Origin of the sequence: Limnospira sp., assembly GCF_051859755.1 — a bacterium.
GTDB classification, from domain to species: domain Bacteria; phylum Cyanobacteriota; class Cyanobacteriia; order Cyanobacteriales; family Microcoleaceae; genus Limnospira; species Limnospira fusiformis.
In genome coordinates, this window is record NZ_JBIMLI010000035.1 from 1 (window position 1) to 16,235 (window position 16,235).

Here is a 16,235-nt window from a genome sequence, read left to right on the forward strand (position 1 = left end):
ACGGATTCCCGAATCGTCACCGCTCCAGGAGGCAAATTCCTCAAGGCGTTGAGACTGGCGACATGGTGACGGCAACGGTCACAGCGGGGAAGAAAATTGGCTCATATCTAGGACGGGTTCTCTGCCGTGCGTCTGGTAGTTTTGATATTACCACCGCTTCGGTACGGGTGGCAGGCATCAGCCACAAATACTGCCAACCCATTCACAGGAAGGATGGTTACGCCTATGCTTGAAAGATTGACGGGGACTAAAGTCCCCCTGTCGCGTTTCCTCCCCGGTCTAAAGACACGGGGCTTCCACGCTCCCAAGAGGTTTACGTGAATCACCCATTAACCTTCCCCAATTGTCGAAAGTTGCGTTAGACTATCGCCAAAGTATAGCAGTCAGATCAGATCTGGCTGTTTTTTGCAGCCTTTACTACCTTTGATGATTGCTTTATTTTCTGCTGTTATCCCCGTTGGGTGCATTGTTCTGATTGGTTTTATTGCCGGGAAAACCCTGATCATAGATCGCCAAACCATCTCCCGTTTGCTGCTGTATGTTCTGTTTCCCATACTGATTATTGACACACTATATAGAACCACTCTGACCCCCCAAAATATGGCGGGAATGGGGATAGGGTTTATTTTGACTTATATATTATTGTGTTTGGTAGCTTGGGCGATCGCACGTTATTTAAACCTGTCTCGGTCAACGGAAAAAAGTTTAATTGCCACCACCTCCCTATCAAATGTTGGCAATATGGGGTTATCTGTCACCCTCTTAGCTTTAGGAGAAGCCGGACTAGAAAGGGCGATTGTTTATTTAATCGCCTGGAATTTAGTGGTTTTAATCACAGCGCCAGCTATCATCAAAGGGGGAGGTTGGCAATCGTCCTTAAAATTTACCCTCAAATTACCGCTATTTTGGTCAATTATCGCGGCTTTGGTACTTTACGCACTTCCGATAAAATTACCTTTTAATATTGATGAGGGATTGAATTTGGTGGCGGAATCGGCTATTCCCCTCGGCTTGTTATTGTTGGGCTTAGAAATTGCCGAAAGTCAGTGGAAAATTAGCCTTTATGAAGTGGGAGCCAGTTTTCTCAGATTAATCGGTGGTGCGATTATTGCCTATAGTGTCGGTTCATTATTAAGACTGAGTGATTTAGATTTACAGGTGTTAATTTTACAGAGTGCTATGCCAACAGCTATCACGGCTTTTCTGATGGTTAATGAATTTGGCGGCGACCAAGTACGCACCGCTCGCGTGGTGGTAGTTTCTACTATATTATCATTCCTAACTCTGCCTTTGGTGTTATGGGGAATTAAGGCGATCGCCTAAAATCTGCTCCTCGATTTCATGGCAGAAATTCCCATAATCCCAATGGGTTATTCAGAGCTGAGTCACAGTTGATCTAAAATATAGACTGAAAGCGATCGCTAAAAATTACCATGTGGAATCAAATTTGCGAACACATAACCACTGCTACCTCCCAAACCTTTAAAGCCAACAACCCTACTTCTGTAGGTGGCGGCTGCATTAACCAGGGATATCGCCTTACTCATGGCGATCGCAGCTATTTTGTGAAACTCAATAGCGCCTCTCAAGTTGCCATGTTTGAAGCGGAAGCCTTGGGAGTTAAACAAATGTGGGAAACCCAAACTATTCGCGTCCCTAAACCCATTTGTTGGGGTACTGCTGGCAATTCTGCTTATATCGTCCTAGAATGGTTAGAGCTAGGGGGTCGTAGCAATTCTCAGGCTATGGAGAAAATGGGGCGACAATTGGCGCGACTACACCAGTGGACTCCCCCGCGAGACTATCCCGGATCTCAGCAATTTGGTTGGGATATCAACAACACTATCGGATCAACTCCCCAAATTAATACCTGGACGACTGACTGGGGAGAATTTTGGCGAGATCATCGCATTGGTTATCAACTGAAACTCGCTAGACGGCGGGGAGGATCGTTTGAAAATAGCGATCGCCTACTTGACAAAATACCAGAATTGTTGTCCGGTCATCACCCTAAACCTGCTTTAGTTCATGGGGATTTATGGGGGGGTAATGCCTCTGTTACCAATGATGGAGAACCAGTCATTTTTGACCCGGCTGCCTATTTTGGCGATCGAGAAGTTGATATCGCCATGACCGAAGTATTTGGCGGATTTTCCCCCGCATTTTATCAGGGTTATAATCAAGTTTACCCTTTAGACTCCGGTTATTCTCGCCGCAAAATTCTTTACAATCTCTACCATATTTTGAATCATTTTAACCTATTTGGTGGCGGTTATGGTTCCCAAGCCAATCAGATGATTCAGCAAATTTTACGTTAAAGAATTTAGTCGCTGATCTTGTCAATTTACCCAATGCGCCAAATGCCAGCAGCTATGGCAGCTAATCGCTTTTGCCGAGACTCAATTTTATGTTCATCCCAGGTATCATAATGTTCAGCGATCGCTTTAGTAATTTGAAAATCACTCTCCGCATAAACATCCCGCTTAGTCCCATAATCCTGATTCCCAACTTCACGGTTTTTAGTCGCTTCGAGGGGGGTCATATTACCGAGGCGGTAGATTAAGCGTTCCTGTTTACTTTCCTCGATATAAGCCCAGGCATCCGAGGGATTTTCCGGGAGAATATGCTCTAAATTATAGGTGGAACTCTCAAAATCAAACGCTTTCCCGGAGCGCTGTTTCTCAATTTCAAAGAGAATATAGCGGACAATTTTCTTATGGCGGGTGTCGGTAGTGCGGAGTTCTTTTTCAGTAAAAGCTCCCTTAAACTGATTATCATCTGGATACACAACACCCAGCGCCGCCAAAACTTCCTCAGCAGTCTTATAGTGACCATGGGAAACCTTCACAGCAATCTCATTATACAAACGTTCTTGTTCATAGGTCTGCAAGTTGCAAATAACATTATAGCGAAATGAAATCACAGCGATCGCTTTCAGGATGCGGGTAAAGGCATCTCTATCGTTGTCAAAAAATTGATGATAACAAGCTAAAAGTATTGCCAAAGGCTGACGCACACGAAACATTAACAGTTGCTTTAATGCTTGTTTTTCCTCGGGTTTCCAACTGGCATAATATGGGTCTCCAAGACTCGCATAAACTCCAGCATCATGCTCCAAACTGCGGACTAAGCCAAAGGCATCTTTACGGCTTTTCACCTGTCGTCGAATGGTTTTGAACAGATCATATTTACGGACAAGTCTATGGCGACTATTCCAAAAAATACGCAGAAATTCCGGGAAACTCTCACTACCCAATAAACCAACAATCCTCTCCCATTTATCTTCTAGGCTACGCATTTCTAGCTCATGAGTATCTGCGTTATTAATTAGTGAGAAGACATAGTTTTTGAGTAGATCAGTGGCGGAAAGACGCACCCCTCTGGCGTTGAGAGTTTCAAAAACCTTAAAAGCGTTCAATTCATCTGTAACGGTGATCACAGTAAAAAAGAGTTTGTCTACTAGGGAATCAATAAAAGCCGCAAAATTTTGTCCACTATCAGATTGATTTCCCAGTCGGACTCTGATTTTGTCTTTAAACCAAATAAATGCTTGGCGTAGTTGATGTTCGGAGGCTTTTAGACCTCGTTGGGGGAGGGGTTCTAGGGGAACCAAGTAGGTTTGATAAAAACGATCATTATGGCGATTTAGTCTGAGTTTTGATTGGGGAATGAGGGTGACGGGATCGACATAACCAATGTAGCTATTTTGCAGTTGGTATTGGCGGCGACTGTTGTTGAGTGCATCCAAGTCCGCCTTAACTAAATCTTGTAAATAAGACAAACCAGCCAGGATCATAATACTGATGGTAGTCATTCGTTGTTGACCATCAATAATATCGAAGTGTTTGCTATCAGATGATTGTAGCACGAGGTAGCCCATATAATGAGCGGGTTCGCTATCTTCTTCAAATAAAGCAGTCAGATCTTGCCACAGGTCGTCCCATTCGTCATTTCCCCAGGAATAGTCACGCTGAAAGGGAGGTACATGATAGATTAAGCCATTACCCAGAAGTTGGCGGAAGGTGGTGTTGGTGGTGTGGAAATTTAGGGTTGCCATGATTAATTATCACCTCTGGCTGATGATTAAATTCGGGTCAATTGGCGCAGAATAAATGGGATTAGCTTTTATGGGAAAATCTCTGTTTTAATTCGATCGCACATTCGGCTAGTGCTTCCTGTCCTTGACTGATAAATCCGGCTAAATTAATGAAAGCATGAATGGTTCCTGGATAGCAAGATATTTTCACGGGAACTCCGGCTTTTTGGAGGCGATCGCCATAAGCCTGTCCCTCATCGCGTAGGGGGTCTAATTCCGCCGTGATAATCAAAGCGGGAGGCAAATTTGATAAATCTTCCGCTAACAGGGGGGAAGAATATGGATTATTTTTATCGGCAGGGTTGGTGATATAAAAACTGCACAAATGCTTAATACTATCCGTTCTCAGAAAGTAATTTTCCGCAAATAGGCGGCGAGATTCGCTATCAATTTCTATCTGAGTTATGGGATAAATTAACAATTGATAAACTAGGGGGGCTAGTTTTTGATCTCGCCGTTTTAAGGCTACCACCGCCGCTAAATTTCCCCCCGCACTTTCTCCCCCCACCGCAATGCGATCGCTATCCCAGTTGCAAGTTTTAGCCTGATTAAAAACCCACTCAGTCGCGGTCAAACCATCCTCAATGGCGGCTGGAAATGGATGTTCTGGTGCTAGGCGATAGTCTACTGATATAACCACACATTCTGCGCCATTGGCGAGGCTGCGACAAATACTATCTACCATGTCTAAATTACCGATTACATAACCGCCACCGTGAAAATAAACTAGAACCGGAAAAGGTTGATTTCCCTTGGGGGTGTAAATGCGGATTGGTAATTCTCCAGCGGGACCCGCAATGGTGCGATTTTCGACTTTGGCGATCGCTTCCGGTGGGTGACTGGCTTTAACAAACATCTTATTAAGGTTTCTCAATTCGGCGGGTTCCATGGCACTAATTGGGGGGTGATTAGCTGCCAATACATGATTGAGAAATGATTGGGTTTCGGGATTAACTGAATGGTTCATCTATTTATTAAAAAACATCTTTCCGATATTCAATACATAATTGCTGGGCATCAGGACGGTTTTCGGCGACAAATTTATGGCGATTGATTTCGGTCAAGCCGCAGGTTTTAAATGCCGATAATTCTGCCTCTGACAAAGGCCATGGGGGGCCTTCCGGTGCGGCTTCGGTGTCACGAAATCGGGTAATTAACAATAAAATACCATGGGGGGCTACCAGATTGGCGATCGCCTTAATTGCTTGGGATCTGACTTCCAAAGGCATGGATTGAGTAATCCGAGATTCGAGTACAAAATCGAACTTTTCTAGCCAGTTAGGATCGGGGTCTAATAAATCCGCGACTGTATAATTTACCTGAGAATTAGGAAACCTTTGGCGACACCAAGCGATCGCTGTTGGAGAAATATCAAAAGCCGTCACCTGAAAGCCAAAATCTGCTAAGGCTTCTGCATCATCTCCTAACCCGCAACCTAACACTAAAGCGGTTTGATTATTATCCTCAATTGCCTGATTTTCTAGCCATTTTTCTAGTTGGGGATGAGTCGCTAAGGTAGCCCAAGGAATCAAGGATGGGTCGCCTTGGGATTCAGCATAAAGGGTTTCAAACCATGCGGTAGGATGGGATTGAGAATTTTCGACCATTTCTCGAATTTTTTGTCTGATATCATTAGGAGGAACTAGGGACATGATGTGACCTAAGACTAGAATTTAACATTGATTAGGGGTGGATATTTACCATTATAGCCTATTAGTGTGATTCGGCGGGTATCAGGTTATGATATTTACCTCGATTTCAGGGTATTTCTGTGAAGACAATGGTAAAATCCTAGGGTAATGCTATACTATACAGGTATTTTGCGAGTATTTTGCGAGGCTAGTTATGACCATAAAACTTACGGTTTCTTCAATGGTTTGTGATGCTTGTGCTAACAGTGTAACCAAGGCTATTCATAGTGTTGATAGTGATGCTACTGTCAATATTGACTTAAATACAAAGGTGGTGACTGTGGAAGCAACGGCTTCTGAGGCGGCGCTAAAGGCGGCGATCGCTAAAGCTGGTCACACTACAGAATCCTAGGGTTATGGAGGGTTTTGGGAATCCCATAGATGACAGGAAACAAAATGTCCGGGATTAATTTCTCGCAATTGGGGTTCCTCGACCCGACAGCGATCGCCAACTAAATGCGCGGAAGGACAGCGGCTATAAAATCGACATCCACAGGAGGGTAATAAAGGGCTGGGAACATCTCCTTTCAGGATAATTCTTTCCCGTTTGGCTTCGATTTCTGGGTCAGGAATAGGGACAGCAGAAAGTAAGGCTTTAGTATAGGGATGAAGGGGATAATCATAGACAGAATTGCACTCCCCTATTTCGACGATTTTACCTAAATACATGACTGCTACCCGACTGGAAATGTAGCGGACTACACTTAAATCATGGGCGATAAATAGATAGGTTAAATTTAGGCGTTTTTGTAGCGATCGCATTAAATTCACTACCTGTGCTTGAATAGAAACATCCAAAGAGGCGATCGGTTCATCACAGACCAAAAAATCCGGGTCAACCGCTAAAGCCCTAGCTATAGCTATTCGCTGTCTTTGACCACCCGAAAACTCGTGGGGATAACGATTAATAAATTGCCGATTTAGTCCCACTAATTCTAATAACTCTTCCACTCGATGAATCAGGGATTCACCCTTAGCTAATCCATGAATTAATAGGGGTTCCCCAATGATTTTTTTAATGGTCATACGCGGATTTAGGGAGGCGTAGGGGTCTTGGAAAATTATCTGCATTTGGCGGCGCATAACTCGCAACTTTTCGGGTTCTAATTTAGTCAGTTCAATATCATTAAAATAAACCCGGCCACCTGTGGGAGGTTGAAGCTGTAAAATCGCTTTACCTGTGGTGCTTTTCCCGCAGCCAGACTCCCCAACTAAACTAAGAGTTTCACCCCGTTTTATGGCAAATGTTAACCCATCTACTGCCCTAATTATCCCTACCTGTTTCTGTCGAAATATCCCCCCAGTGACCGGAAAGTGTACCTGCAAATTATCAACCCTTAATAGGGTATCGGTTTCTGGGTTACTGGGCTGTGTTTTGGCAACCATCAGGTCTCAAACATTCCAAGAAAATAGATAGATTTTAACTAGCATAAAATCATCCTTTTGTCAAGTCATGGTTTAACCCAACAGGCGACTTGATGATGGGTGGCAACTAATTCTAAAACCGGATCTTCCTGAAAACAACGGTCGATCGCATATTGACATCGAGGCGCAAACGGGCAACCTTGAGGATAGTTAATCAAATCTGGGGGAGTCCCTGGGATAGCCGCGAGAGTCTCTCCCATGTCGCAGTCAGGACGGGGGAGGCTTTTTAACAATCCCATTGTGTAGGGGTGACGAGGATGCTTATAGAGTTGATTAACGGGCGCTTCTTCCACAATTTGACCTGCATACATGACTAAAATGCGATCGGCAAATCTCGCCAAAAGTGCTAAATCATGGGTAATCCAAATTACCGCCATTCCCATTTCATTTTGCAACTGTTGAATCATCTCAATAACTTGGGCTTGGACAGTGACATCTAAAGCCGTTGTCGGTTCATCAGCAATTAATAATTTGGGATGACAGGCTAAAGCGATCGCCATCATAACTCGCTGTCGCATTCCCCCAGATAATTGATGGGGATAGCTACCAAGTCGGCGTTTTGCTGGTGATATACCCACCTTTTCTAAAAGTGCGATCGCCTGTTTTTCTGCCTCTAATTTAGTCGCGCCGCAATGTAATTGTATAGCCTCCGTAATTTGTTTACCAATAGTTAAAACCGGATTTAAGCACGTCATCGGGTCTTGAAAAATCATGGAAATATGGTTACCCCGAATTTTTCTTAATGCCGATTTATTTAATTTAAGTAAATCCTGATTTTCAAACCAAATCTCCCCCCCGGTAATCCCGCCAGAATTGGCAGAAATTAGCCGCAAAATTGATAACACCCCGGCACTTTTTCCCGAGCCAGATTCCCCGACAATGCCAAGAGTTTCCCCAGCATTAATATGATAGGAAATGCCATTAACAGCCTTAACTACCCCATCATTAGTAATAAAACGAGTTTCTAAATTGTTAACTTGTAGCAGTGGTGAGGTCATCATCAACAATTGATTTTACATATCTTTTTTTAACCTAGGCTTAGGTTTAGGCTTAGGTTTAGGCTTGGGTTTAGGCTTGGGTTCCGGTTCCGTTTCCGTTTCCGGTTGAGAATTGCGAGGCTTAGGCTTAGGCTTAGGCTTGGTTTCTGGTTGCGGTTGCGGTTGCGGTTTAGATACGGGTGACAATTCATATTCTTGGATATGTTTACTAATCCTAAAAACCTGTTCATCTGTCAGATATTCGGGAGATTTCCAGATCATGGATATCAAATCTGTCATACTGGTTAAAACTGGCACAGAACAATTTTTAGCCCCCACCCATTTAGCTATAGGAAAAACCACAGGCGCAGTGATACAATCAGTAGGTAAGCTAGGGATTTCTGAAAAAATCCACCGCTGAAACATCTGTTGATGATAGAGACTTTGGGAAGTAGGACTGTTAGATACAGGAACCCACTGGGAACCCTCGCGCCGTTTCCAGTTATCTTGATTTCCCGCCAAGGAACCCTTCCAGGTTTTCACTTCAATTAAAAAAATACCTCGGTTCCCAATCAATAGCAAATCAATTTCTGTTAAACTGCCAGCAGTAGCAGGAATCAGAGCATTTTTAAATAATACCCAATTGTCAGGAAATGTCATCAGCAACAGAGCAATTAAATTTTCCCCTAAACTACCCTTAACTTGATTTCGGATTTGTTTAAATTCAAATACTCCTGCGCCTATCATCCCCAAGAAACCACCACCCCAAGCCTGACTAGCTTCCTCCCGTTGGCTGGATACTTTGCGATTAATATTTTGTTTAAATTTGGCTTTCAGAGATGGGGACTGTTTTAGAACTTTCATATAATGATCACCCTGATTAAACTTGATCAAATAGGGAGCTAAGTTAGCCCCCCAAATGATGCTTAATTAAGCATTCAGCTTAATGACACGACTGTAATCATTTCTGACCCGGTTTTCGTAAGCATTGCGTCTTTCGGCATCTTCATCACCATAGAAGAAAGAAAGCAAGGCAAAACGTCGCCCTGATGTCACATCAGTAGCCTCGTGCATGGTAGAACATGAAAATATGATAGCATCTCCTGTGGCAGGTTTATACAAATGGGGTGCGTGTTCAGGAAATCTTAAACAACCCCCTTCGTATTCTTCAGTATTAAGGTTAATAGTCATCGCAAATCGCCGATGCAATGTTCCCCCAGTGGTGTTGTCTCGATGGGGTCGGAAAAAGCCCCCTGATTCACTATCATAGCAGCCTATTTTGTAGCATTCACGGCGAGTTAGTTGGAATTGAAAGGCTTGCAGAATTTCTGGAAATACCCGCCGCTGCATAATAGAATCGATGTAATTTTTAACAGGTCCGTCCTGTATAAAGTGATCGCGCCGTCGCTTGAAACTGGGGTCAACGTAGCCGACGGTTTTTTCTCCCTCTCTTTTCATGAACCCGGATTCATCATTACCTTGAGTTTCCCAAATCTTGATCAGTTCCCGACATAAACGTAAATCCAAAACTTTAGGAATTAGCAAGACAGGAGCCTGCATTTCAATGAGTCGAGGAGGTTCTTGGGCGACTAAATCTTGAATTTCTCCTAGGAATTTTTGGGTAAATTCTTCGAGGGGATGTAATGGGTAAATTTTGAGAATGCGAAGACCGGGATCGAGCAGGAAAGCGACACGGTTATAAACGATGGTGTTGCTATTTTTTCCGTCGCAAATATAGGCTCCGTATCTGGTGCTAACTTCTCCTTTTAAATCGGAGAGTAAGGAATAGGTAAGGTGATGATTTTCGGCGAAGGTTTTGCGAGTTGAGGGGTGGTTGAGACTGATGCTAAAAATCTGAAGATCAAAGCGATCGCACATTGACATAATATCCTGCAATCGACAAGCGATTTTTTCGCATTCTGAGATTTGATCCCCTGCATAAAATACTAACAGAATTGGTTTCCCGGCATGGGAACGGAGAACAATATTTTTGCCGTTGGAGTCGGGCAAACTGAACCAGGGGGCAGGATCGCCTACGGTGAGAATAGAAGCAGAATGAACCATGACATCAAAATACTAAACTCCTAGATATTTGTAACCTAAATCAAATAGGTAGTCAAAAAATCAACCTATCCACTGACGTAAAGATTAAGGGATTGGTTCCCGAAAAGGTATTTACCAATGGGGATGAGATGTAAAGAATTGTGTAGCATGGTCAGCAGATATAGGTCTTTGGAAATAGTAACCTTGAGCATATTCACAACCGAGCGATCGCAATTGTTCCAATTGTTCAAAGGTTTCTACTCCTTCGGCGATCGCATCTAAATTTAAGGCTTGTGCCAACATCAAAATAGTTCTGACAATTGCCAAATTTTCCACCTCGGTGGCTTCCCCAATATGAGCAATAAATGAGCGGTCAATTTTCAGGACATCCACGGGAAAACGAGGTAAATAACCTAGGGAGGAAAACCCGGTGCCAAAATCATCAATACTTAACTTGATTTGCAAATTCTTCAACTGATGAAGTAGGCGAATAGTAGCTTCGACATCATCCATAATCACGCTTTCTGTAATCTCCAATCGTAAGCCACTGGGGTCAATACCTGAATCTTGAATAATTCCCTTAATTTCGTCAACTAAATCAGGGTGAATAAACTGTCTACCTGATAAATTCACCCCCACAATAATCTGACAATTTGATTTTAAGGACTGCTGCCAAATTGCCAATTGATGACAAGCCTCTTGCATAGCCCAGCGACCAATAGGAATAATTAATCCGGTTTCTTTAGCGACTTTTAAAAACCGTTCTGGTGTCACCAAACCTTGACGAGGATGCTGCCAACGCACTAAGGCTTCAAAGCCGACAATTTCCCCAGTTTTTAGGGAAATTACAGGTTGATAATACATGACAAATTCCCCACGGCTTACGGCTAAACGCAGATCAGTTTCTAATTGCAGGCGATCCAAACCACCGACCTGCATAGTGCGTTCAAATACTTGATATCGAATATTTTTGAGAGACTTCGCCCGCAGCATGGCGGTATTACCATTACGGAGTAAATCTTCGGCGCGAGTTTCGGCTGTATCGGCTAAAGCAATGCCAATACTCACGGTTTTAAATACCTCATGACCATTGAGAATAAAGGGAGAAAGTAAGGCTGTTTGGATACGTTCAGCCACGATTGTGGCATTATTTACTGATTTTATATTCCGCAGCAAAATGGCAAATTCATCAGCGCCTAAACGTGCTATAGTATCCCCTAATAGAACGGAGTTTTTGAGTCTTTCTACCAATTGGATGAGCAGTTGATCTCCGGCTAAATCTCCTAAGCTGTCATTAATTAGGCGGAAATTATCGACATTAATAAATAATACGCCACAGATAGATTTATTCCGTTGAGACTTGGCGATCGCTTGTTGAGTGCGATCGAGAAATAGGGAACGATTAGGCAATCCGGTTAAGGAATCATGCAGGAAGTTATGAATTTGTTTATAAGCAATCACCCCAGTAGCGGCTAAAGTCAGGGCTAAAACCGGAGAGGCTAGGGGAATCCAAGCATTGAATAAAAACAGGACGTAGGTAGCGCCAAAAATCGTGAATATCCCCAGGAAAAAGTACAATCCTTGCATTCCTGGATGGTGGATACGCCAAGCCAGAAAACCGCCGCCAATTCCCCAAAGAGTCAACCAGATAAGTTCTACCCACTGAGGCAAAAACCAGAATAAATTATTAGCCGGAGAATTGCCAGAATCTGCCCCCAAAATCTGACTAACTATATTGGCATGAATAAAAACCCCTGGCATTTTGGGTGCGGTTGATTCTCTGACACTATAGGGGGTAAAAAATTCGTCTTTAATACTGGGGGCGGTGGCTCCGATTAAGACAATTTTATCAGTGATTAAATCTGGGTAAACTGTAGCGGCCAAAACTTCGCTCAAGGTGACGACGGGTGCGGGTTGAACTCCCCGATAGTTGAGCAGGATTTGATAACCGCGATCGTCAATATTGGAGTAGCCCCCATGATGATACCTTAACGGCACAAATACCCTATTATTTAACTCCATATATTCGGGGTTTTGCTGATAATTTTGGGGTTCGATACCCTCAAATTTTAGGTAATGTAGTGCTAATCGTAAACCCAGGGAAAAAAAGGTGTTTCCCTGAGATTCAGCAAATAAGAGTTGGCGGCGCACTACTCCGTCTGGGTCGAGAATTAGGTCATTAAAGCCAATTTGCTTGGGTGGTAGTTGAGGAGGGGGGGGAATAGTGGGATTGTCGGGGTTGCCAATTTTGGTAATCCCAAATATATTAGGAGCCTGGAACTGTTGACTTAGTTCGGCGCTACCGGGTGGGTGAGGTAGATCCCGATATATATCTAAACCGATCGCTCTGGGTTGATGCTGTTGTAGGTTAGCTAAAACTTGGGCTAATACGGCATCGGACATGGGCCATTGTTCTTGGGCGGCAATATCTGATTCAGTAATAGCGACAATCAAAATCCGGTCATCAGGTTCGGATTCGGGTCGGAGGCGAACTAACCCGTCAAACAACCTCAATTCTACGGGTTGCAAATCTCCCCTGAGTTTAATACCAGTTAATAATAAGGTGCTGGTGAGGCTGATAATCAACCACAATGGCGGAGTCATCCGTAAGACTAGCAATCGCCATTTAGATAGCGGTGACCATTGGGAACCAGAGTTGTGACGCAGCATTAATCAGCAGAAATGGACTACCTGATTCTATCATACCAATTTCGATGGGGCAGTTCTCTAGCCTGGATAGACACAAAATGGTTTGATAGTCTAATAAAGGATATTTCTGGTTTAAAGTCATGGTAGGTCAATTTCCAATTCCAGTGGTGGTCAATGGTGCTGGCGGTAAAATGGGTCGAGAAGTGGTCAAAGCGGTGGCTGCTGCACAGGATATGACGCTGTTGGGGGCCATTGATAAAAATCCGGCTTATCTGAATGAAGATGCTGGAAGTCTCGCGGGGATTGAACCTTTAGAGATCCCGATTACAAACGATCGCGAAGGAATGCTGGTTATGGCGGCTCAGGAAAAGCAGCCAGCCGTGATGGTGGACTTTACCCACCCAGACTCAGTATATGACAATATTCGGGCGGCGATCGCCTATGGTGTCCGTCCGGTGGTGGGGACTACTGGGTTAAGTGAAGCCAAAATTCAGGATTTAGCCGAATTTGCTGATAAAGCCAGCATGGGATGTTTATTGGTCCCTAATTTTTGCATCGGCATTGTACTTTTACAACAGGCGGCGATCGCTGCTTCTCAATATTTTGACCATGTAGAGATTATTGAGTTACACCATAATCAAAAGGCTGATGCACCTAGCGGCACGGCGGTTAAAACCGCGCAAATGCTGGCAGAGTTCGGGAAAACCTATAACCAAAGCCAAGTTAAAGAAACCGAACAATTACCCGGTGCTAGAGGTGCGATCGCTGATGAACAAATCCGCATTCATAGTGTCCGTTTACCCGGTTTGATTGCTCACCAAGAGGTAATTTTTGGGGCGGCTGGTCAAATTTATACCCTCCGCCATGATACCACCGATCGCGGTTGCTATATGCCCGGTGTCTTGCTGGCAATTCGTCAAGTCTTATCACTGAAAAGTCTGGTTTATGGATTAGAGAAAATTCTCTGATCATGGATAATCGATAATTAATCATGGATAATGGATAATGGATGATTAATTACTACCCGCCCTGGCTTCGATTAGGCTATGCTCATTTATGGTGCTAATTATATGCTAATTCCACTCACCCGTCAAACTTTCCATGAACTGGTTCCGGCTGTGGCTACTAGCGAACAGTATCAACACTGTTGGGGGAAGCCATCACAATTCATCAGAAGATTGTTAGTCTCCGCTGTGGGAACGTTGATTCTCGCCTTAGTGGAATTATCAGTACAATTTGAAGGCAGGCAAATTTTGTTAATTCCTTTGGTGATGTTTGCTTTGTACTGGCTGTGGGGTCCCATTTGGGATGCTAGTATACGAAATCGCCAGTTTCGCAAATATCCCTATTGTGGATTTTGGCAGGGCAAAGTTTTGGATTATTATATTTCGGAAGCGGTGACTAATGAGCAAGAATCGGTTAACTCTAAAGGTGATTTAATTATCATTGAAAACTTAGAGCGGCGGATTAATGTAGAAGTGGGGGATAAAACCGGGTTTGTGGTGAAAATTGAAGCCCCCCTTAACCGCAACCATAAACGACTGAGTCGGGGTCAGGTGGCGGTGATGTTGGTAACTTCCTACCTGGATGACCTCAGCAGCATTAATGAGGTGTCTGATGTGTATATTCCTAGCCAAAATATTTGGGTGGGGTCATATCCCTATTTGCGGCGGGATATGTTTATGGAAATTACCCGGGAGATGCGATCGCGTTATGGTCGTCCCCAATCGCGATCGCCTCGTCGGAGTCCTTCTCCCCGTCAGCAGGCTTATGATTAACTCCCCCCTGACTCATTTCTCCCGTAGGCTTGCCAAGCTAGGTCTACCAAGCCATTAACTATGGCTACAGCGACCACTGAACTACCCTTGCGGCCGTCTATACGGATATGAGATACCATAGAATCATTTAAGCGCGATTTGGCTACATCCGCCCCCACAAACCCCGATGGCGTAGCAATCACTAAGGCGGGTTTAATTTCCTCAGCCTCAATTAAATCTACTAAGGCTGATAGGGCCGTTTGTTCCTGACCAATCACAAAAATTCCCTCTGGATAACGTTTCGCTAGGGTTTGAATACCCCAAGCCGTGCGACTTTTTTCCCGTTGGGGTCGGGTCACTGTGTCCAGGGAACAGTACACTGGATTAGCAAAGGTTGACAAAATTTGGGGAGTGATACCCACCTGCACCATGGGTACATCTACTATAATTGTAGTACGGGCAGCTAGGGCCGCTGCTCCGGCTTGCAGGGCTTGGTCTGAAAAGCGCACAAGGCTTTTATATTCAAAATCGGCTGTGGTGTAAATCACCCGCCGGACAATTTCGTACTCTGCGGGTGAAAACACATGAGTACCGATTTCGCGATCGATGATACCCAAACTTTGGGCATCGGTGATATGCCATTCCATCCTGACTCGCCGCTGTTGGGTGTCCTATAATTGGTTCCGGTGTTAGCCAGAACCACAGTTGCGCTGGTTGCGCCTGTTTATTATCGGTTATGGGGGTATCTTATCAAAGATTTGGGATTTAGGGCAGTTCCAGGCTAACTTGACTCAGGAAATAGCTGGCCATGGTCAAGTATGGCAGAAATTAGGTTTCTCAGGGTAAAATGGGATTGGTGGCAGGGTGGGGTACTTCACAAATGGCGATCGCGCTTTCTCTTGATCGGTTCTTGATTTGCTGATAATTACCCCGATTATTTGCCTCCCAAATACTCGGATTTTAAAACTTGATGCCTACCTGACGGGCTGCTACAATATATCTGAAAATATATTCGGCTAATTCTACATGATTTTCGGCTTCGGCGGCGGAATTAGCCCAGACAGTCACGCCATGATTACGAATTAACAAAGCCGGGACTTGGGGGGTCTCTCGGTGAAAGCGATCGCTTATTTCCTGAGCGATTTTGGGAACCTGTAAATGGTTGTGAAAAACTGGCATAAACACCTGGGGATTTTCCTCCCACACCCCCAAACCTTTTAACATCTCAATCGGAGGTAAAGGCAATTTTTCCCCTTCCACCAAATTAGTCACTAATTTCGCTTCCACGGAATGGACATGATAGCAGGCTCTAGCCTCAGCAAAACAGGAATAAATCGCCTGATGGATACTGGTTTCCGCTGAGGGTTTATTCTCAGGATTGGGCGTTTCCAACAATTCCCCCGTGAGACTCACTCGCACAAAATCATCAGCTACCAATTTCCCCTTTTGTTTACCACTAGCAGTAATCCAAAAACTGCCATCTTCAACCCTAGCGGACAAATTGCCAGCGGTCCCAGCCATCCATCCTAGCTGATAAAATTGGCGAGATGCTTCCATTAAAGATTCACGGGGGTCTGTATTCATTGTCAATTATTAA

At 44.1% G+C, this 16,235-nt stretch carries 15 protein-coding genes and 1 pseudogene; 6 read left to right on the plus strand and 10 right to left on the minus strand.

Annotated elements, in window-relative coordinates; genetic code table 11:
* From ACTIE0_RS08605 to ACTIE0_RS08615, 3 genes and pseudogenes are all read left to right on the plus strand, one after another.
* Positions 1 to 233: pseudogene (locus ACTIE0_RS08605) on the plus strand (RNA-guided endonuclease IscB); the annotation flags it as partial.
* A gap of 193 nt (positions 234 to 426) precedes the next feature.
* The gene (locus ACTIE0_RS08610) at positions 427 to 1,323 is read left to right on the plus strand and encodes an AEC family transporter (RefSeq protein ID WP_006667879.1); all 897 of its coding nucleotides are present in this window, start codon (positions 427 to 429) and stop codon (positions 1,321 to 1,323) included.
* 110 nt (positions 1,324 to 1,433) lie between these two features.
* The gene (locus ACTIE0_RS08615; RefSeq protein ID WP_006621585.1) at positions 1,434 to 2,318 is read left to right on the plus strand and encodes a fructosamine kinase family protein; all 885 of its coding nucleotides are present in this window, start codon (positions 1,434 to 1,436) and stop codon (positions 2,316 to 2,318) included.
* A gap of 26 nt (positions 2,319 to 2,344) precedes the next feature.
* Here the strand turns inward: ACTIE0_RS08615 and ACTIE0_RS08620 are convergent, their stop codons facing one another.
* From ACTIE0_RS08620 to ACTIE0_RS08630, 3 genes are all read right to left on the minus strand, one after another.
* The gene (locus ACTIE0_RS08620) at positions 2,345 to 4,057 is read right to left on the minus strand and encodes a DUF262 domain-containing protein (protein ID WP_006621584.1); all 1,713 of its coding nucleotides are present in this window, start codon (positions 4,055 to 4,057) and stop codon (positions 2,345 to 2,347) included.
* A 61-nt stretch (positions 4,058 to 4,118) separates the two neighbouring features.
* Complete coding sequence (locus ACTIE0_RS08625) at positions 4,119 to 5,063, minus strand: alpha/beta hydrolase (protein ID WP_006667878.1); 945 nt, start codon at positions 5,061 to 5,063, stop codon at positions 4,119 to 4,121.
* A gap of 7 nt (positions 5,064 to 5,070) precedes the next feature.
* Complete coding sequence (locus ACTIE0_RS08630) at positions 5,071 to 5,748, minus strand: class I SAM-dependent methyltransferase (RefSeq protein ID WP_006667877.1); 678 nt, start codon at positions 5,746 to 5,748, stop codon at positions 5,071 to 5,073.
* Positions 5,749 to 5,941: 193 nt separating this feature from the next.
* On the opposite strand from ACTIE0_RS08630, the gene ACTIE0_RS08635 reads away from it, so the two are divergent.
* Entirely contained in the window at positions 5,942 to 6,139 is a 198-nt protein-coding gene (locus ACTIE0_RS08635) for a heavy-metal-associated domain-containing protein (RefSeq protein WP_006667876.1), read from the plus strand.
* A gap of 2 nt (positions 6,140 to 6,141) precedes the next feature.
* Here ACTIE0_RS08635 and ACTIE0_RS08640 read toward each other — a convergent pair whose 3' ends face one another.
* The 5 genes from ACTIE0_RS08640 to ACTIE0_RS08660 all read right to left on the minus strand — a co-directional run bounded on the left by ACTIE0_RS08640 (position 6,142) and on the right by ACTIE0_RS08660 (position 12,836).
* Positions 6,142 to 7,173, minus strand: a complete 1,032-nt coding sequence (locus ACTIE0_RS08640; RefSeq protein ID WP_006621580.1) for an ABC transporter ATP-binding protein — start codon at positions 7,171 to 7,173, stop codon at positions 6,142 to 6,144.
* 65 nt (positions 7,174 to 7,238) lie between these two features.
* Positions 7,239 to 8,213 (minus strand): ABC transporter ATP-binding protein, encoded by a 975-nt coding sequence (locus ACTIE0_RS08645; RefSeq protein WP_006667875.1) that lies wholly within the window; start codon positions 8,211 to 8,213, stop codon positions 7,239 to 7,241.
* A 12-nt stretch (positions 8,214 to 8,225) separates the two neighbouring features.
* Positions 8,226 to 9,053: a nuclease-related domain-containing protein gene (locus tag ACTIE0_RS08650; RefSeq protein ID WP_006667874.1), complete on the minus strand. Its 828-nt coding sequence runs from the start codon at positions 9,051 to 9,053 to the stop codon at positions 8,226 to 8,228.
* Between the two features lie 66 nt (positions 9,054 to 9,119).
* On the minus strand, positions 9,120 to 10,253 hold the full coding sequence (locus ACTIE0_RS08655; protein WP_006621577.1) for a redoxin domain-containing protein: 1,134 nt from the start codon (positions 10,251 to 10,253) through the stop codon (positions 9,120 to 9,122).
* A 111-nt stretch (positions 10,254 to 10,364) separates the two neighbouring features.
* Positions 10,365 to 12,836, minus strand: a complete 2,472-nt coding sequence (locus ACTIE0_RS08660) for an EAL domain-containing protein (RefSeq protein ID WP_235720114.1) — start codon at positions 12,834 to 12,836, stop codon at positions 10,365 to 10,367.
* 185 nt (positions 12,837 to 13,021) lie between these two features.
* Between ACTIE0_RS08660 and dapB the strand changes: the two genes are divergently transcribed.
* Positions 13,022 to 13,849, plus strand: a complete 828-nt coding sequence (gene dapB / locus ACTIE0_RS08665) for a 4-hydroxy-tetrahydrodipicolinate reductase (protein ID WP_006621574.1) — start codon at positions 13,022 to 13,024, stop codon at positions 13,847 to 13,849.
* Positions 13,850 to 13,951: 102 nt separating this feature from the next.
* The gene (locus ACTIE0_RS08670) at positions 13,952 to 14,659 is read left to right on the plus strand and encodes a hypothetical protein (protein WP_035759875.1); all 708 of its coding nucleotides are present in this window, start codon (positions 13,952 to 13,954) and stop codon (positions 14,657 to 14,659) included.
* On the opposite strand, the gene ACTIE0_RS08675 is transcribed toward ACTIE0_RS08670, so the two are convergent.
* Together ACTIE0_RS08675 and mtnB are read right to left on the minus strand one after the other, a co-directional pair.
* Entirely contained in the window at positions 14,656 to 15,285 is a 630-nt protein-coding gene (locus ACTIE0_RS08675; protein WP_006667872.1) for a precorrin-8X methylmutase, read from the minus strand. The two genes, ACTIE0_RS08670 and ACTIE0_RS08675, sit on opposite strands and share 4 nt — an antisense overlap.
* 313 nt (positions 15,286 to 15,598) lie before the next feature.
* A complete protein-coding gene (gene mtnB, locus ACTIE0_RS08680; RefSeq protein ID WP_006667871.1) occupies positions 15,599 to 16,222 on the minus strand; it encodes a methylthioribulose 1-phosphate dehydratase in 624 nt (207 codons plus the stop codon).
* Positions 16,223 to 16,235 lie beyond the last annotated feature (13 nt).